19 protein-coding genes and 1 tRNA gene are annotated in these 16241 nt (G+C 69.4%); 14 read left to right on the forward strand and 6 right to left on the reverse strand.

Annotation, left to right across the window (positions count from 1 at the left end; genetic code table 11):
• Positions 1-89: 89 nt before the first annotated feature.
• Positions 90-1361 carry an MFS transporter gene (locus ACBI99_RS24090; RefSeq protein WP_357583577.1) on the forward strand — a complete coding sequence of 424 codons (1272 nt, stop codon included), beginning with the start codon at positions 90-92 and terminating at the stop codon, positions 1359-1361.
• Here the strand turns inward: ACBI99_RS24090 and ACBI99_RS24095 are convergent, their stop codons facing one another.
• A complete protein-coding gene (locus tag ACBI99_RS24095; protein WP_219506587.1) occupies positions 1362-1655 on the reverse strand; it encodes a PspC domain-containing protein in 294 nt (97 codons plus the stop codon).
• A 91-nt stretch (positions 1656-1746) separates the two neighbouring features.
• On the opposite strand from ACBI99_RS24095, the gene ACBI99_RS24100 reads away from it, so the two are divergent.
• Together ACBI99_RS24100 and ACBI99_RS24105 are read left to right on the forward strand one after the other, a co-directional pair.
• The gene (locus ACBI99_RS24100; protein ID WP_375073522.1) at positions 1747-2901 is read left to right on the forward strand and encodes an acyl-CoA dehydrogenase family protein; all 1155 of its coding nucleotides are present in this window, start codon (positions 1747-1749) and stop codon (positions 2899-2901) included.
• A 61-nt stretch (positions 2902-2962) separates the two neighbouring features.
• Positions 2963-3035: transfer RNA gene (locus ACBI99_RS24105), tRNA-Lys, on the forward strand.
• A 72-nt stretch (positions 3036-3107) separates the two neighbouring features.
• On the opposite strand, the gene ACBI99_RS24110 is transcribed toward ACBI99_RS24105, so the two are convergent.
• Positions 3108-4022, reverse strand: coding sequence for a tyrosine-type recombinase/integrase (locus ACBI99_RS24110; protein ID WP_375073523.1), 915 nt, complete (start codon positions 4020-4022; stop codon positions 3108-3110).
• 34 nt (positions 4023-4056) lie between these two features.
• Here ACBI99_RS24110 and ACBI99_RS24115 point away from each other — a divergent pair, with 34 nt between their 5' ends.
• Complete coding sequence (locus tag ACBI99_RS24115) at positions 4057-4668, forward strand: hypothetical protein (RefSeq protein ID WP_375073524.1); 612 nt, start codon at positions 4057-4059, stop codon at positions 4666-4668.
• Between the two features lie 269 nt (positions 4669-4937).
• Here the strand turns inward: ACBI99_RS24115 and ACBI99_RS24120 are convergent, their stop codons facing one another.
• Positions 4938-5918 (reverse strand): helix-turn-helix domain-containing protein, encoded by a 981-nt coding sequence (locus tag ACBI99_RS24120; protein WP_375073525.1) that lies wholly within the window; start codon positions 5916-5918, stop codon positions 4938-4940.
• A 120-nt stretch (positions 5919-6038) separates the two neighbouring features.
• On the opposite strand from ACBI99_RS24120, the gene ACBI99_RS24125 reads away from it, so the two are divergent.
• A complete protein-coding gene (locus tag ACBI99_RS24125) occupies positions 6039-6887 on the forward strand; it encodes an alpha/beta fold hydrolase (protein ID WP_375073526.1) in 849 nt (282 codons plus the stop codon).
• Between the two features lie 85 nt (positions 6888-6972).
• On the opposite strand, the gene ACBI99_RS24130 is transcribed toward ACBI99_RS24125, so the two are convergent.
• Entirely contained in the window at positions 6973-7638 is a 666-nt protein-coding gene (locus tag ACBI99_RS24130) for a nitroreductase family protein (RefSeq protein ID WP_375073527.1), read from the reverse strand.
• Between the two features lie 68 nt (positions 7639-7706).
• On the opposite strand from ACBI99_RS24130, the gene ACBI99_RS24135 reads away from it, so the two are divergent.
• The 7 genes from ACBI99_RS24135 to ACBI99_RS24165 all read left to right on the forward strand — a co-directional run bounded on the left by ACBI99_RS24135 (position 7707) and on the right by ACBI99_RS24165 (position 12350).
• On the forward strand, positions 7707-8084 hold the full coding sequence (locus ACBI99_RS24135; protein ID WP_219517902.1) for a helix-turn-helix domain-containing protein: 378 nt from the start codon (positions 7707-7709) through the stop codon (positions 8082-8084).
• 93 nt (positions 8085-8177) lie between these two features.
• Positions 8178-8585 (forward strand): carboxymuconolactone decarboxylase family protein, encoded by a 408-nt coding sequence (locus ACBI99_RS24140; protein WP_375073529.1) that lies wholly within the window; start codon positions 8178-8180, stop codon positions 8583-8585.
• Between the two features lie 72 nt (positions 8586-8657).
• Positions 8658-9176: a hypothetical protein gene (locus ACBI99_RS24145; protein WP_375073530.1), complete on the forward strand. Its 519-nt coding sequence runs from the start codon at positions 8658-8660 to the stop codon at positions 9174-9176.
• 454 nt (positions 9177-9630) lie between these two features.
• Entirely contained in the window at positions 9631-10164 is a 534-nt protein-coding gene (locus ACBI99_RS24150; RefSeq protein ID WP_375073531.1) for a flavoprotein, read from the forward strand.
• A gap of 84 nt (positions 10165-10248) precedes the next feature.
• Entirely contained in the window at positions 10249-10401 is a 153-nt protein-coding gene (locus ACBI99_RS24155) for a hypothetical protein (RefSeq protein ID WP_375073532.1), read from the forward strand.
• 60 nt (positions 10402-10461) lie between these two features.
• A complete protein-coding gene (locus ACBI99_RS24160) occupies positions 10462-11676 on the forward strand; it encodes a sensor histidine kinase (RefSeq protein WP_375073533.1) in 1215 nt (404 codons plus the stop codon).
• Entirely contained in the window at positions 11673-12350 is a 678-nt protein-coding gene (locus ACBI99_RS24165; protein ID WP_219517909.1) for a response regulator transcription factor, read from the forward strand. Before ACBI99_RS24160 ends, ACBI99_RS24165 begins: the two co-directional genes overlap by 4 nt.
• Before the next feature lie 32 nt (positions 12351-12382).
• Here the strand turns inward: ACBI99_RS24165 and ACBI99_RS24170 are convergent, their stop codons facing one another.
• The gene (locus tag ACBI99_RS24170; protein WP_375073534.1) at positions 12383-12901 is read right to left on the reverse strand and encodes a hypothetical protein; all 519 of its coding nucleotides are present in this window, start codon (positions 12899-12901) and stop codon (positions 12383-12385) included.
• Between the two features lie 195 nt (positions 12902-13096).
• On the opposite strand from ACBI99_RS24170, the gene ACBI99_RS24175 reads away from it, so the two are divergent.
• Both ACBI99_RS24175 and ACBI99_RS24180 read left to right on the forward strand, forming a co-directional pair.
• Positions 13097-14338 carry a sensor histidine kinase gene (locus ACBI99_RS24175; RefSeq protein WP_375073647.1) on the forward strand — a complete coding sequence of 414 codons (1242 nt, stop codon included), beginning with the start codon at positions 13097-13099 and terminating at the stop codon, positions 14336-14338.
• Positions 14335-14973, forward strand: coding sequence for a LuxR C-terminal-related transcriptional regulator (locus ACBI99_RS24180; RefSeq protein WP_375073535.1), 639 nt, complete (start codon positions 14335-14337; stop codon positions 14971-14973). Before ACBI99_RS24175 ends, ACBI99_RS24180 begins: the two co-directional genes overlap by 4 nt.
• Here ACBI99_RS24180 and ACBI99_RS24185 read toward each other — a convergent pair.
• The gene (locus tag ACBI99_RS24185; protein WP_375073536.1) at positions 14954-15976 is read right to left on the reverse strand and encodes a hypothetical protein; all 1023 of its coding nucleotides are present in this window, start codon (positions 15974-15976) and stop codon (positions 14954-14956) included. The two genes, ACBI99_RS24180 and ACBI99_RS24185, sit on opposite strands and share 20 nt — an antisense overlap.
• Positions 15977-16241: the final 265 nt, after the last annotated feature.

The raw sequence follows: 16241 nt of genomic DNA on the forward strand, positions 1-16241 counted from the left end.
CCAATGGGTTGCGCCTTGCCGAATGATCGGGCACCTTAGGTGACATACTGAACACTCTCAGTCAGGCACAGCGGAGTCCAATGGGGGCCATGCGGACGCGACGGCTGCCGGGACGGCATCGCCGTGCCACAGAGCGCCAAGCCACTTACGGTGAGGTCATCGCCGTCAAGGAGTTCAGAGCGCTCTGGTACGGCCAGGGGCTGTCGCTGCTCGGCGACCAGCTCGCCCAGGTGGCCCTCGCCGTGCTCGTCTACGACCGCACCCGCTCCGCCCTGGCCACCGCCGCCGTCTACGCGCTGACCTACCTGCCGTCGATCCTGGGCGGGCCGCTGCTGGCCGGGCTCGCCGACCGGTTCGCGCGCCGGGGCGTCATGGTGGCCTGCGACCTGCTGCGCGCCGCGCTCGTGGGCGTGATGGCGCTGCCGTTCATGCCGTTCCCGGTGCTGTGCGGGCTGGTGTTCCTCGTGGTGCTGCTCAGCGCCCCGTTCTCGGCCGCGCGCGCCGCGCTGCTGCCCGAAGTGCTGGAAGGCGACCGCTACGTCGTCGGCTCGGCGTTGCAGAACATGACGAACCAGGCCGTGCAGATGCTCGGCTTCGCCGCCGGCGGCGCCGTGATCGCCGCCCTGGGCCCCTACCGCGCGCTCGCCATCAACGCGGCCACGTTCCTCGCCTCCGCGCTGATCCTCGTCACCGGCGTACGGCGGCGCCCCGCGAGCGAGCACGCCGGCGGCAGACCGTCCATGTGGACGATGACCAGGGCCGGCGCCCGCCTCGTGTTCGGCGACCGCAAGCTGCGCACGCTGGTGCTGTTCGCCTGGCTGTGCGGCTTCTACGTGCTGCCCGAGGGCATCGCGGTGCCGTACGCCGTCGAGCTCTACACCGGCACCCTGCCCGTGCCGGTGATCACCGGCCTGCTGATGGCGGCGATGCCGCTGGGCACGGTGGTGGGGGCGTTCCTGTTCAGCAGGTTCGTCACGCCGCCCGGGCGGATGCGGCTGATGGGCTGGCTGGCCATGCTGAGCTGCGCGCCGCTGATCGTGACGGCGATGCGGCCGCCGCTGGAGGTCGTGCTGGGGGCGTGGGTCCTGTCGGGGATCGGGGGCGCCTATCAGCTCGCCGCGAACGCCGCCTTCGTCCAGCGAGTCCCTCCTGACCAGCGCGGACAGGCGTTCGGGCTGGTGCAGTCCGGGCTCATGGCCGCGCAGGGCGTCGCGATCCTCATCGGCGGCTACGCCGCCGAGAAGCTGGGCCCCGAGCCGGTGGTCGCCCTGTCGGGCATCACCGGCCTCATCGTGGCCGCCGTGCTGGCCATGATCTGGACCGAGTCGCGCGGCCGCGTGCGCACGCAGACCGCGACCTGATCACTGCTGCGGCTTCTGCTCGTCGCTCCACGGGCTGGTGCCGCTGCCGCTGTTGCTCTGCTGCTTGTTGATCAGGTCCTGGACGATCGACGTCTCCTTGCCCTCCTCGGGCATGAGCAGCCAGCCGATCGCGTACACGCCCACGCCCAGCCCGCCGAACAGCGTCATGACCGCGAGGCCGATGCGGATGAGGTTCGCGTCGATCCCGACGTACTCCCCGACGCCCGAGCACACGCCCGCGATGATCCTGCCCTTGCGGGTCCTGCGCAGCTGCTTGGTGTTGTATTCGCTCATGCCCCAAGACTGCCCTGCCGCCCTGCGTTCGCACATCGGGATTGCCCCTGGTAGAACCCTGGTAGCCCCCTAAGCGAGGAGAGGACGCGCGATGGACGACCTGCTGCGGCTGGACGACCGGCTCGACGCCGACCAGCGACTCATCCGCGACACCGTGCGCACCTTCGTCACCGACCGCGTGCTGCCGCACGTCGGCGACTGGTTCGAGGAGGCGACCTTCCCCGCCCGTGAGCTCGCCCCCGAACTCGGCGCGCTCGGCCTGCTCGGCATGCACCTGGAGGGCTACGGCTGCGCCGGCACCGACGCGACCTCGTACGGCGTCGCCTGTCGCGAGCTGGAGGCCGGCGACTCCGGGCTGCGCTCGTTCGTGTCGGTGCAGGGCTCGCTCGCCATGTTCCCCATCTGGCGGTACGGGTCCGACGAGCAGAAGGAGCAGTGGCTGCCGCGCATGGCCGCCGGCGAGGCCATCGGCTGCTTCGGCCTGACCGAGCCCGACCACGGCTCCGACCCCGCCAACATGCGCACCTACGCCAAGCGCGACGGCGACGACTGGATCCTCAACGGCTCCAAGATGTGGATCACCAACGGCTCCATCGCCGACGTGGCCGTCGTCTGGGCGCAGACCGACGACGGCATCCGCGGCTTCGTCGTCCCCACCGACACCCCCGGCTTCTCCGCCCCTGAGATCCACAAGAAGCTGTCCCTTAGGGCATCGGTCACCTCGTCCCTCTACTTCGACGACGTCCGCCTGCCCGGCAGCGCCGTGCTCCCCGGCGTACGCGGCCTCAAGGGGCCGCTGTCGTGCCTGTCGGAGGCGCGCTTCGGCATCCTGTGGGGAGTCGTCGGCGCCGCCCGCGCCTGCCTGGAGGCCGCCGTCGAGTACGCCAAGACCCGCGTGCAGTTCGGCAAGCCAATCGGCGCCTTCCAGCTCACCCAGGACAAACTCGCCTGGATGTACGTCGGCGCCGCCCAAGCCGGGCTGACCGCCCTCCACCTCGGCGCGCTCAAGGACGCCGGCACCCTGGAGCCCCGGCAGATCAGCTTCGGCAAACTCGCCAACGTCCGCGCCGCCCTGGACATCGCCCGGGAGGCCCGCACCATCCTCGGCGGCAACGGGATCACCCTGGAGTACCCTGTGATCCGGCACATGAACAACCTGGAGTCGGTGCTGACCTACGAGGGCACCCAGGAGATCCACACGCTGGTGCTCGGCGAGGCGCTGACCGGGCTGGCCGCCTACCGGTGACGAGACGAGAGCGAATGGCGTCGCGGGCGGGGCGGTAATCTCTGTACGCTTGTCGTTGCGAGGGGCGTTAGCTCAATTGGCAGAGCTGCGGACTTTTAATCCGTAGGTTCCGGGTTCGAGCCCCGGGCGCCCTACCCCACATGACCTGGGCGGACTCCCCGATCTCCATGATCCGGAAGCCCGCCCAGTTGCATTTCCAGTTGCGGTTAGCCCCAAAGTGCCCGGCCCATGCGGGCTGCTGCCTCGGCCGAGAGCGTCGCCGTGATGTGGGTGTATCGCTTGGTCGTGGTCAGTTGTGAGTGGCCGAGGATCTCCTGGACGACGCTGATGTCCACGCCCTGTTCGATGAGGAGTGTCGCGGCGGTGTGTCTGGCGTCGTGAACGCGGGCGTCCTTGTCGACCGGGGCCAGGCGGAGGAGTTCTTTCCACTCGTCCCAGTCCCGGCCGGCGTCTATGAGGCGTCCGTCCGGGTGGCACCAGACGAGGTCATAGTCCTGCCACCGCTCCCCCGCCGACTCCTTCTCGGCCTGCTGGGCCTGGTGGTGGAGCTTGAGCAGCGGGATCAGCGGTGGCGGGATCATCACGGTTCGCTTGCTCTTGCCCTTGGGCTTCCCGAAGATCCAGCCGCCTACCCGTTCGGGGCAGGAGGGGGCGTGTTTCGTGCAGTCGGGCGCGCAGAAATTCTGCCCCTCCTTGGTACAAACGTGCTTGCGGCCTGCCAGAAGACCCGGATGACGCCCCGCTTGAGGTCCACGTACTTCCAAGGCCGAGAGCGAGCGCCACGGACCAGCGGGTTCCGTTCCCCTGGTGGTGGGCCACGTCCAGGACGTCTCGGGCCTCGTCCGCGTCAAGCGGCGACGCGGCGCGCCGCCGTACCTCCGGCCCTCCGCCCGCCCGCCCACCGCACGCCACTCCCGCCGTACCGACCGAACGCACCGACCGGGGTTGCCGCGCCGCCGCACAGATGCAGTCCTACGATCACCACTGCATGGTTGGACGCCGTATGTGCTTGGGGGCGATCGCCGACCCAGGGTTCGTTTCTCACCCTGGCTCGGCGAGCAACGTGGCTGATCGCGGTTCGGCGGCGGACGGCAGGCGGATGCGCCAAGATCATTGCGCATGGCCCATGGCGGTGTCAGCCGAGAGGAAGCGTCCGTGATCGACTCAACCTACTACGAGTGGTTTCGCCTGCAAACCGGGCTGGTCGTCGACTTGACGTGGTGCTCTGCCACCAAGGTTGACGACGTCCTGGCTGCGTACGACATCTCACCCGAGAGCACTCAGCCGGCGCGCTTCAACGCTGACGACGTCGACATGTTCATCGGGCGCCTCGGCAAGGGCACGGTCATCATGGACTACCGCGTCGATTCCGTCACCGAGGGAGCTCTTCCCATTCTGGCGCAGTACGGCCCATGCCTGAGCGTTGTATGGATCGATGAAGCCCCAGCATTACTTTCTTATCGGACGGAAAGCGGCCTGGTGGTCAGGTTCGACATGACGGACTGGGATTGGTATCCAGATCCCGATCTCGCGAGTGTCGAACAGTGGATCGCCGCCAGCCCAGCGGGTCGGGAGACCTGGGAGAACAGGTGTGGCCTCGCCACACTCATCACCGCCGAAGCGCTATGCCAGGCTGTGGTCGACGAAGAATGGATGCGATCCGTACACACCGGCGTCATTTCACCGGATCCACCAGGGCAGGAGACTCCGTCAACCCCACACACTCTCAGCTCGATCATCCAAAAATACGGTGACCGCACACCTTAGAACAGAGGTCCGGCAGAACGGACCCCGTGACCACACACCTGGTCGCCGTGCCATTAGCGTGGCATTGAGGGGGTCAGCAGAGGTCAGTCACGGTTGTCAGTCGCCCAAGTGGAAGCCGTGGTAGTCAGATCAGATCACTACGCAAGCAGTGGCGGGAGGGGTGCCTGTCAGTGCTCAAGCCCCGGGGGTGCCGTGATCACAGGATCCCCAGTTGCAGGTTCAGTTGGGTTCCGGGTTCGAGCCCCGGGCGCCCTACCCCGTCTGACTGGTTACGTGGGCTTTCCGCGTACGGTGCGTGGCGAGTTGCCGTGCCAGCGCTGCGTGGCGCGGCGCAGGGCGCGGGCGTCGCTGTAGCCGACCCGGTCGGCGACGGCGTCGACGGTGAGGTCTGTGTCCCGCAGCAGCCGCACCGCCCTGTCCTGCCGTACGGTCTCCAGCTCAGCCCGCCAGGTGGTGCCCTGCTCGGCCAGGCGGCGCTGCAACGTGCGGGAGCTGAGGGCCAGGCGGGCGGCGACCGCCCGCAACGAGCAGTCGCCGTCGCGCAGCGCGTCGGCCACGGCCGCGCGGAACCTGTCGTGCCAGGTCGACGCCGGCCGTACGGCGCTCAGCAGGAGGTCAGCATGCTGCCGCAGCACCCCGGCCAGGCCGGGCCTGGCGTACGGCAGCGGCGTCGTGAGGTCGGCGGTGAGGAACGTCAGGCTGTCGGATTCGGCGCCGAAGGTGACGTTCCGGCTGCCGAACAGCTCGGCGATGCCGTCGTGACGCCGGGGCGCGGCATGGCCGAACCCCACGTGCACGGGCGTGACCGTCCTGCCGCCGGCGCGGCGCAACTGTTCGAGCACCACCCCGAGACCGAACTCGATCCGGGTGGCGGCCACCGCCGGGGCCAGGCGGGTCGTGGAGCTGTGGCGCACCGTGGTCAGCTCGCCGTCGTCGATCACCTCGATCGACTCGGTCGCCGGATCGGCCAGGATCGGGAGGTATCTGGCGGCGTCGCGCAGGCCGTCCAGCAGGTTCTCGCCCCCGCCGAACATCTGGCTCCACAGCCCGACGCCCTGGTCGGGCAGGGCGCGTACGAGCTGCGAGGCTGTGACACCGGCCAGCTCCTCCCAGAGCGCGTCGGTGACCGACGCCGGCACCCGCACCAGGTCGTGGTGGAGCTCGTCGCCGAAGGGCGCCAGCGCGGCGTTCGCCCCCGCGGCGCCGGCCAGTAGCCGGGCCAGCTGGGTCGACACGGTCCCCTCGATCACACCCGTGAGCCTACGCGAATGGCACCTTTTGTCCGCTTTATGGCACGCTTCGGCCGCATCCTCCTAACAGGTGCTGAATAGCGTAGGTTGCGGAGCAATTCGCGGCGAAGGAGATCGAGCGTGCGTGAGGTGAAGGCGGCCGACGGCCGCACCCTGGCCGTCGAGGAGTGGGGCGAGCCCGGCGGCAGCCCTGTCGTGTACACCCACGGCACACCCATGAGCCGCCTCGCCCGCTACCCGCACCCCGAGCTCTTCACCGAGCTGGGCATCCGGCTGATCACCTACGACCGGCCCGGCTACGGGAGCTCCACGCCGCACGGCGGACGCCGGGTGGTGGACGCCGCCGAGGACATCCGCACGATCGCCGACGCCCTCGGCCTCGACCGCTTCCCCGTGTTCGGCGTGTCAGGAGGCGGGCCGCACGCGCTCGCCTTCGCCGCCCGCCACCCCGGCCGCGTCACGCGCGCCGCGGCCCTGGCGAGCCTGGCGCCGTGCGACGCGCCCGGGCTGGACTGGACGGCCGGCATGATGGAGAGCAACCGCCGCTCCTCCGAGGCGGCGCTGATCAGCAGGGACGCCCTGGTCAAGCTGTTCGCCGAGGACGAGGAGAGCGCGAGCCCCGCCACGCTGCTGCCGCCCGCCGAGCAGGCCGTCCTGGCCCAGCCCGAGGTCCAGGCCATGCTCCGGCCGGCTTTCGCGGAAGCCGTACGGCCCGGCAAGGACGGGTGGATCGACGATGAGTTCGCCCTGTACGGGCTGCCGTGGGGGTTCGACCCGGCGACGATCGACGTGCCGGTGCGGATCTGGCACGGGTCCCTGGACACGGTCGTCCCGGTGACGCACGGGCGCTGGCTGGCCGCCCGCATCCCGTCCGCCACGCTCATCGAGGCGGACGACGCAGGTCACGCCGGTCATTTCGCCGCCACGCCCGCCATGCTGCGCTGGCTCCTGGGCGGCGACGACGCCTGAGGCGTCAGGCGGCGGCCGGTCGCAGGGCGAGCCCCTCCTGCCCAACCCATGCCGATCCGGCGATCGTTTCCGGTGAGGGGCGTCGTCATCGGGAGTGTTGTTCGGGCGATCCGTAGGACTCGCGGAACACGTTGCGTTCCCGTGCCCGGCGGCCGGGGTGGCGACGCTCCTCAGCCGGATAGCCGAGGGACATCAGCAGGGCGATGGCCAGGTCGTCGCGGTCTTCGATGCCGATCGCCTTCTTCACCTTGGCCTCGTCCCAGCCGTTCATCGGCGAAGTGGCAAGCCCCATCTCCGTGGCGGCGAGCATCACGTAACTGGCCGCGATCATCGCGTCCTTGACCGCGTACTCCCGCAGCAGGCCGCGCTCCTCAAGATCCGTCTGGAAGGCTTGCGACGCCGCGGAGAACATCGTGACGAACTCGTCGTTCCATGCTCCATTGCGACGGGCCTGCTCGTAGACGTCGCTGTGGTCCTCGCGCCAGGACAGCGGCTCGGCGACGAAGACCAGCATGAGCGGCGCCTCCTGCGGCTGGGGCTGACCACCGGTGGCCCAGGCCAGATCCGCACGGCCTTCGTCACTGGTGACGGCGACGATGGACCGGTCCTGGAGGTTCCAGCTGGTGGGCGCCTCGATGGCGAGGGCGAGAAGTGCGTCGAGCACGTCCGCGGGGACCGCATCGGGGCGGTAGTGACGGACGGTGCGGCGGGTGCGGATGGCTTCGGCGACAGACATGGTGTGAGGCGTCATGCCACTCACTATCGGAGAGCGGCTCTCCATACGGAAGAAGGCACTAATTAGTGCGTTACTCTCCCTTCATGGAGACCATTGTGGAGTCCTCCGGGTTGCCGGCCGACGCCTTCTCGGCGAAGTGCCCGACCCGCCAGGTGCTGGATCACATCGCAGGCAAATGGACGATCCTCGTCGTGGATGCCCTCCTCGACGGCACCATGCGCTACACCGACCTCAGCCGACGCATCGAGGGCGTCTCGCAGAAGATGCTCACCCAGACCCTGCGCAGCCTCGAAGGCGACGGGTTCGTCACGCGCACCGTCCACCCCACCATCCCGCCCCGGGTGGACTATGAGCTCACCGCGCTCGGGCGCAGCCTTGCCGAGCCCATCACGGCGCTCCGCCGGTGGACGGAGGACAACATCAACGAGATCGAACGGGCCCGGAAGCGAGCACGTGACTGACTGACCGGGCATTGCCTCGCGATAAGCATCACTGATAGCCCCAACGGAAATTATCGTTGGTGGTGAAGCTGATCGGCGGATCATAATGCCCACATGTCCAGCTCCACCGGCCCTCAGGCCGACACCGCCATTCATGCCCGCGAACATCTGGCCGTGACGCCTTCCCCAGAAGCTTTCCGCAAGGCCAGAGCCGACGGGAATGAGCGTCTGCGCAGCAGCGGGTCGCTGTTTGAATCGTTCTTCGCCTTGGACGGCGCGGCGTACGCGCCCGGCGCCCTGCCCGCCTCGGTAAAAGAACTGCTCGGCCTGGTGGTGTCCGTGATGAAGGACTGCGAGGAGTGCGTCTATTATCATCTCGAACGGTGTGATGAAGAGCGGGTCTCTCGTGAACAGGTGCTTGAGGCGCTGCAGATCGCCCTTGTGGGAGGCGGGTCGGTCACCATTCCGCTCCTTCGCAGAGCGGTCTCGTTCATGGAGCAGCTTCCGATACTCGGTGAGTGAAATGCAGGCGCAGATTTCCATAGTGGTCAACCGCCCGATCGTCCAAGCCCCTTCAGGCGGTTGAATGTGTCCATGAGACTGTTGCGCTGCCGTCCTCGGCCCGCCGGCACAGCCGTTTTGGCTCTGCTGGCCTGCGCGTCGGTGGGCGGTGGCGTAGCGGTCACAGCGCCTGACACCGGCCAACCATCCGATGCCGTAGGAAACGGTATCGACCACGTACATGCGGTTGGTCAGGACCCGAAGATCGTCGTACGCAGCTCAACCCTCAATTTCCTGGTCGTCGCAGAAGGTGAGCTGACCTACAACTCCGCGAACCGATGCTTGGAGCTGGTGACCGCCGGCTCATCGCCTATGGGGCTTGTCTGGCCGAAGGGCACGACCCCGACACAGATGAACGGAAAACGCGGCGTTACCGTCCCTTACGTCGGCAATATCCTTCAAGGATCTTCGGTAGCCCTGGTGGGCGGGTTCGAGAAATGGGGCAGGAGTAAGCCCTTTGGGTATAAGGCTTATGGGGACGTCGACTGTCTCACTCATGCTCCGAATGGCGACGTCTTTGTCATCGGGTCTGTGAAAAAGGTCGGCGTCTAGTTTGCCGCCAGTCGCGCTCACACGCTGGATGTCTGCTCGGAAGGACATCCGTGCACCGTGGTCCCTTTGGACAACCCCGCCTACTCCACTCCGCAGTACGAGGGCGGGCTGGCAATGCTGGGGATCAATGCTGCCGTCTATGAGGGCGCAGTGGATCTGGCCCTCAAGGACGCATCAGGCGATGTCATAGGACGAGGCACGGGGATATACCGGGATCAACCGCGCTACTCATGTGTATGCCCGAGTATCCACATCAGGGTCGAGTAGCTGCTTCACTCCCTTCCGGCCGGGGGATCTTGGTCGGCCGAGCTTGATCCGTAGGTTCCGGGTTCGAGCTCCGGGCTCCACCCCATCTGACCTGGGCGGACGCCGGTCGGGCAGCCCGCCCGGTTCCCTGCCCTCGGTGGAAGTGGCAGGCTGCCGTGAATACGTCGCCACCCTGGGAGTCCATCGCGTGAGCCGATCCGGCAAGCTCCTCCACGTCATCGTCTGCGCCGCCGGGCCCGCCCCCGACGTCGGCCGACTCGTCACCCTGGCCCAACAGGCCGGCTGGACCGTCCAGGTCGTGGCCACCCCGCCCGCCCTGGACTTCATCGACGTCGCAGAGCTGGAGAAGCAGACCGGCCGGCCCGTACGCAGCCAGTACCGCAAGCCCGCGGAGCCCAAGTCCCCACGCGCGGACGCCATCATCGTCGCTCCCGCCACGTACAACACCATCAACAAGTTCGCCCAGGGCATCGCCGACACCTACGCACTCGGCCTGCTCTCCGAGGCGCCCGGACTCGGCATCCCCGTCGTCGTCCTGCCCTTCGTCAACACCGCCCTCGCCTCCCGCGCCCCCTTCCGGCGCAGCGTGGAAGAGCTTCGCGCCGAAGGCATCCGCGTCCTGCTCGGCCCCGGCCAATTCGAGCCGCACCCGCCCAGCACCGGACCCGACCGCATCGACGACTATCCCTGGGCGCTCGCCTTGGCGAACCTGCCGGCTTGAGCCCTCCCATGCCTGCAGGCAAGTCGTTCCTCGTTCTGGCGGTTACCGCGTTGACCCTGGCCGGGTGGGCCCTGGGAAGAGCCCGTGTTCACGAACCTGGTCGGCTACGCGCACCCGGTCGGCTTCACCCTGAAGCGGCCTCTCGGTGGAAGGACCGTCATCGACAGCACCGACGGCCGGCGGGTGCGGATTTATCGGGAGGAGAAGCGCGGCTACGACCTGGGTCGTACGGGGTGATCGGGAAGATAGGACCTGGGGTGGGTGCGGTGGCCGGCGGTCGTCGGTAGCGTCGCTGACGTGGTCGGACGACTCGTTGCCCGCGCTCGGGAGCACGGGTGGGTGCTGGACGCCGCCCTGGCCGGGGTGGTGGTGCTGGCCAACGTTCCTGGGTTGGACGGGGTGGCCGGGTGGGGTTGGCTGGGCGTGGTCTGTCTTCCGCTGGTGTGGCGGCGGGTGGCTCCGGTTCTGGTGCTGTATGTGACGGTCGGGCTCGGCCTGGCGTCCTATGTGGCGGGGGTGCAGGAGGTCTATCCGGTGGCCGTGGTCGGGATGGCGGCTTACACGGTGGCCCGGCACCGCCCGTGGCCGCGGGTGCTGCCGCCGGTGGCGGTGCTCGGCGCGGCCTTTCTCTACGGCGTGCTGGTGGCGGGGCTGCGGTGGGGTGACGTGGTGGTGCTCGCCTCGGGCGTGGCGGTGGCCGTACTGCTCGGGGTGACGCTCCAGACCCGGGAGGCCCATCTCGCGGGACTGCGGGAGCGGGCCGAGCGGCTGGAACGGGAGCGTGACCAGCAGGCTCGTCTCGCGGTGGCGGCCGAGCGGAGCCGGATCGCCCGGGAGGTGCACGACATCGTGACCCACAACCTGGCGGTGATGGTGGCGCTGTCCGACGGGGCGGCGTTCACCGCGACGACGGCTCCGGAGCGGGCCGCCGACACGATGGGGAAGGTGTCGGCGGTGGGCAGGGAGGCGCTCGCGGACATGCGCCGGCTGCTGGGGCTGCTCCGCGACGGCGAGCCCGACAGCGGCACCGGGCCGGGCAGCGGCACCGGGCCCGACATTGGCACCCGGCCGGGCAGCGTCGGTGAGAAGGGCAGCCTGGCCCCGCCGCCCGGCGTGAACGATCTCGATCTGCTCTTCGACCAGGTGCGGGAGGCAGGCGTACAGGTGACCCTGACCCGTGAAGGCGTGCCGGGCGGCTGGGGGCCGGGCCCGGGGCTGGCGATCTACCGGATTGTCCAAGAGGCGCTGACCAACACGATCAAGCATGCAGGCCCGGAGGCCGCCGCGAAGATCCGGCTGAGTTATACGGTCTCCGGGGCCGAGCTGGAGATCGTCGACGACGGGCGTGGCGCGTCCGCCCTGGCCGTGGCGGGGGCGCAGACCGCCGGTCACGGGCTGGCCGGCATGGCCGAGCGGGCGGCGGCCTACGGCGGCCGGGTCGAGGCGGGGCCGTTGCCCGATGGCGGCTGGCGGGTGCGCACCCGCCTCAGGTTCGGTGGCGGAAGCCCGTGAAGATCCGGCTGCTGCTGGTGGACGACCAGCCCATGTTGCGTCTCGGCTTCCGCATGGTGTTCGAGACCCAGCCCGATCTTGAGGTCGTCGGGGAGGCCGGCGACGGCGCGCAGGGCGTGGCGATGACCCGCGCCACGAGAGCGGACGTGGTGCTGATGGACGTCCGGATGCCGGTGATGGACGGCATCGAGGCCACCCGGCGGATCGTCGAGTCCGGATCCCCGGCGCGCGTCCTGCTGCTGACCACGTTCAACCTCGATGAGTACGTGTTCGCCGGGTTGCGTGCCGGCGCGAGCGGGTTCCTGCTCAAGGAGGTGCCGCCGCCCGATCTGCTCACCGGCATCCGGGCCGTGGCCTCCGGCGACGCCGTGGTCGCGCCGCAGGTGACCCGCCGGTTGATCGACGCCTTCGCCCAGCACCTGCCCGACCCGGCGACCGGCTGCTCCCCTGCCGACGGGCGGCTGGACCAGCTCACCGAGCGCGAGCGCGAGGTGCTGGCGGAGGTGGTCCGCGGTCACTCCAACGGCGAGATCGCCGAGACGCTGACCGTCTCGGAGGCGACGGTGAAGACCCATGTCGGCCGGATCCTCACCAAGCTGCACCTGCGTGACCGGGTGCAGCTCGTCGTGTACGCGTACGAGACGGGCATCGTACGGCCAGGTCAGAAGGAGTGAGCCGACACCTTCTCTCGCGCCGGCTGGGACGGTCAGTGTGCCGAGGCCCGGGGTCGGCGGCTGCTGGGGCCGCGGCCACATCGGGTGCGTCCCCACGGCTTGACGACGGACAGCACCGTGGCGAGGGACAGGACGACCAGCATCACGACCGACCCCGCCAGCAACCCGGGCTCCAAGGAGCCGATGTCGGCCCCCGGGTCGACCAGGGTCATGGCGAGCGCGGCCTTCACCCCTTGGGCGGTGTACGCGTACCCGGAGATCATCGCGAAGACGGTGAGCACCAGTTTGGTGACGACCCACCAGTGATGCAGGACGCGCCACTTGGTGTACAGCGCCAGCACGAGTCCGGTGACCAGGGCCCCCAGGCTCCCGGGAATCATGATCGCCGTGTCGCTGATGTGCAGCATGTCGTAGGCCGCGGGCCGCAGGGGCATTCCCGTGCTGGTCAGCGCCACGACGCCCATGACGAGCATGGCGTAGCTGCCGCCGAGCCAGCCCACGGACAGGCTCACGTGCAGCACCAGCCACACCCTGCGCGCGGTGGGTTTCATCGGCCAGGTGACCGATCGCCTTGGTGCGGAGTGAACCGGCCTCACGAGATGCCCTCCAGTGCGGTAGACGACGAGGTCTCCAGCACACAGGTGACCGGTGGACGGGCGAATCACGGCAGGTACGACATTTCTTGGTATAGGTGGCTGTCATGGCAGGAGCCGGGAAAGGTCCTAAGCTCCGGCGGTGTGGAGAGCATGCACCCGACCAGGCTCCTGACCTCCTCCACGCCCTGGCGCGCCTGGGCGTACGCGGCGACCGGCGCCCTGCTCGGCGGCGTGACCATGACGGTGGTGCTGACGTTCGTCCTGGTGGGCGTGACGCTGGCGCCTCTCGCGATCGGGTTCGTCCCGTTGACGGCGGCCGGGCTGGCGGGGATCCCGATCGGCGCCGTCGAACGCCGGCGGCTACGGCTGCTCGGCCTGCCTGCGCTCCCCAGCCCGCACCGGACCCTGCGCCGGCCGGGGCCCAGGGCGTGGATCGGCACCAGGCTCCGCGAGAACGCCACCTGGCGCGCGTTCGGCTACACCACGGCGCTGATCACGGGGCTGTGGCTGCTCGACTACGCCGTCGCCGCCATACCGCTGGTCTGTATCGTCTTCCTCGCCGCACCAGTCGTCTACCTGGTGTCCGGGCCGGTCGACCTCCTCGGCACGCACCTGCCCACGCTGGCGGACTCGCTCCTGGTGGCAGGGTTCGCAGCGCTCGGGCTGGTGGCCGCGGCCTACCTGGCCGTCGTGGCCGCGAAGATGCGGGTTCCGATCGCCCGGGCGCTGCTCGCGCCTCCCCCGTACGAGATCCCGGACATGGAGACGGTCGGCTCCAGCGGGCGGCTGCTCGACGCGTTCGACGCCGAACGGCGGCGCATCGAGCGTGATCTGCACGACGGCACCCAGCAGCGGCTCGTCGCGCTCGGCGTGATGCTGGACATGGCGCGGATGACCGTGGCCGATCCCAAGCTGCACAGCCTGCTGTCCCGCGCCCATCTAGAGACCATCACGACGCTGGAGGAGCTGCGCGAGCTCGTACGCGGCATCCATCCGCGGGTGCTGGCCGAGCGCGGCCTCCCCGAAGCCGTGGCCGAGCTGGCCAGGGCTCATTCCCTGAGGATCCGGGTGAAGATCGACGTTCCGGGCAGGCTCGTGCCCAGTGTGGAGAGCACCGCGTACTTCATGGTGAGCGAGGCCCTGGCTAACGTCGCCAAGCACGCCGAGGCCGACGACTGCTGGGTCAGCGGCTGGATCGCCCGCGACACGCTGATCCTGGAAGTGGGTGACAACGGCAGGGGCGGCCTCGACGTACGGGCGGACGGCGGCGTCCAGGGCATGGCGGACCGGGTGGCCGCGGTGGGCGGCCGGGTGAGGTTCACCAGCCCCGGCGGCGGGCCGACCGTCCTGCGCGCCGAGATCCCCTGCCTGCCGCACCCGGTGACGGCATGAGAGTCGTGCTGGCCGAGGATTCCGGCCTGCTGCGGGAGAGCCTGGTCAACCTTCTCACGTACTTCGAGCATCAGGTGGTGGCCGCAGTGGCTACCGCCGGTGAGCTCCGCAGCGCGACCTCGGCCTTCCGGCCCGACATCGTCGTCACCGACGTGCGCATGCCGCCCGACCACACCGACGACGGCCTGCGGGCGACGATCGCGCTGCGCCGCGATCGCCCTTCGCTGCCGGTGCTGGTCCTCAGCCAGTACGTCGACGGCGCCGCACTCTCCGAGCTGCTGCGTAGCGGTGATGCCGGCACTGGCTACCTGCTCAAGGACCGGGTGGCGAACGGCGCCCAGTTCGTGGCGACCATGCGGGAGGTGGGTGGTGGCGAGACGGTGATCGACCCGGAGGTGGTGCGGCGGCTGCTCACGCACCGGGCCGACCCGCTGCTGCGGCTCAGCCCGCGCGAGCTCGAGGTGCTGGCTCTGATGGCGGAGGGCCGGTCCAACGCCGCCATCGGCAGGGATCTCGTCATCTCCGAGGTGACCGTCTCCAAGCACATCGGCAGCATCTTCACCAAACTGGACCTGCCCGCCGACGAGATCAGTCACCGCAGGGTCCTGGCGGTCCTCAGCTACCTGCGCGGCTGATCTCTCCGGCCGACTGCGCCGCTCGGCCCTGCCGCCGGGCGATGAGGGCTGTGGCGGTGAGGTAGACGGCGACGAAGACGGCTCCGGACAGGGCCCTGAAGGCGTCGCCGACCAGCAGTCCGATCAGCAGGACGACGACGGCCGCCTGTGTCGTTCCCGCGCCGAGGACGAACAGCGCGGCGGCGGCCCTGGTCGTCGCCCGTACCCGGGCCGTCGCCCAGAGTCCCGCCGCCACCGCCGCCGAGGTGTAGAGCGCCACGACCGGCCACGGGGCCTTGACCACGGAGACCAGCAGCTCGGTCCCGACGAACCAGGTCGCGTACAGCCCCGCGCCCGCCGCGAACGGCAGCCACCGCGCCCCCGGCCGATCCACGCCCGCCACCACCCGCGGCCCCCGCGGCAGCCGCGCCGCTACCAGGCAGGCGACCAGCGCGGCACCGAGCACGACCGCCAGGTGCAGGAGGAAGGTCCCGCCGTCCTGCACCCCGCGGTTCTCGCCCCAGAACACGAACCGGGCGATCGCCAGCCCGCCGGTGACGATCCCCAGCACCCAGGTGGCCCACTTCGGCAGCCACGGCCGGTCCGCCTGCTCGGGGAACAGCAGGTGCGTCAGCAGCACCGGGGTGAGGAGCGAGAACAGGCCGTGCCAGGGCAGGATGTACAGCGCCCAGGGGATCCGCAGCCCGGCCACCACCCCCAACGTCCCGTACGCGTCGTTCGCCGGGTCGAGCGGGTGGAAGAGCGTCTCCGAGATCAGACCCTCGTTGTACAGGCCGTAGATCATGCCCAGGCACCACAGGCCGAGCAGTCCCGTCCTCGTCCGCGTGGCCACCTCGCGCAGCACCAGAATCGGCAGCCCGTAGACGAAGACGGTGAAGGGGAGGAACATGCCCGGCTGGAAGAAATCGGTGGCGGGCATGGAGCCGCTGAACACCTCCGCCAGCAGCGGCGAGAGCACCATGAGCACCGGGATCGGCCACCGGCTCCGACGTAACGCGTTCATCGTGAGGGTTTCCTTTCGTCGGGATCCGACGCTAGGGAAGCCGCTTCTCACGCACGACAGCCCGAAGTCGGACTCGGGCAGACCGGAAACCTCCACCTCAGGTCGCATCCCGTCCTCCGCCGGTCGCACCCGCTTGCGCGCCCGTCCGGACACCGCCCCTTGCCCTCCCCGGAGATCACCCTCTCCGACCTGGAGTAGACCGCGGGGTCGCCGGCGCTGGGCCGCGTTATGCGCCTGGGCTGACCGCTCTCTGATGTTTTCGCAT

The organism is Nonomuraea sp. ATR24 (assembly GCF_041950485.1).
GTDB classification, from domain to species: domain Bacteria; phylum Actinomycetota; class Actinomycetes; order Streptosporangiales; family Streptosporangiaceae; genus Nonomuraea; species Nonomuraea ceibae.

Coding starts and splice junctions, on each gene's coding strand:
- ACBI99_RS24090 (WP_357583577.1), top strand. CDS start 90: ATGCGGACGCGACGGCTGCCGGGACGGCATCGCCGTGCCACAGAGCGC.
- ACBI99_RS24095 (WP_219506587.1), bottom strand. CDS start 1,655: ATGAGCGAATACAACACCAAGCAGCTGCGCAGGACCCGCAAGGGCAGG.
- ACBI99_RS24100 (WP_375073522.1), top strand. CDS start 1,747: ATGGACGACCTGCTGCGGCTGGACGACCGGCTCGACGCCGACCAGCGA.
- ACBI99_RS24110 (WP_375073523.1), bottom strand. CDS start 4,022: ATGCGCAATGATCTTGGCGCATCCGCCTGCCGTCCGCCGCCGAACCGC.
- ACBI99_RS24130 (WP_375073527.1), bottom strand. CDS start 7,638: ATGACGCCTCACACCATGTCTGTCGCCGAAGCCATCCGCACCCGCCGC.
- ACBI99_RS24135 (WP_219517902.1), top strand. CDS start 7,707: ATGGAGACCATTGTGGAGTCCTCCGGGTTGCCGGCCGACGCCTTCTCG.
- ACBI99_RS24140 (WP_375073529.1), top strand. CDS start 8,178: ATGTCCAGCTCCACCGGCCCTCAGGCCGACACCGCCATTCATGCCCGC.
- ACBI99_RS24145 (WP_375073530.1), top strand. CDS start 8,658: ATGAGACTGTTGCGCTGCCGTCCTCGGCCCGCCGGCACAGCCGTTTTG.
- ACBI99_RS24170 (WP_375073534.1), bottom strand. CDS start 12,901: ATGAAACCCACCGCGCGCAGGGTGTGGCTGGTGCTGCACGTGAGCCTG.
- ACBI99_RS24175 (WP_375073647.1), top strand. CDS start 13,097: ATGCACCCGACCAGGCTCCTGACCTCCTCCACGCCCTGGCGCGCCTGG.
- ACBI99_RS24180 (WP_375073535.1), top strand. CDS start 14,335: ATGAGAGTCGTGCTGGCCGAGGATTCCGGCCTGCTGCGGGAGAGCCTG.
- ACBI99_RS24185 (WP_375073536.1), bottom strand. CDS start 15,976: ATGAACGCGTTACGTCGGAGCCGGTGGCCGATCCCGGTGCTCATGGTG.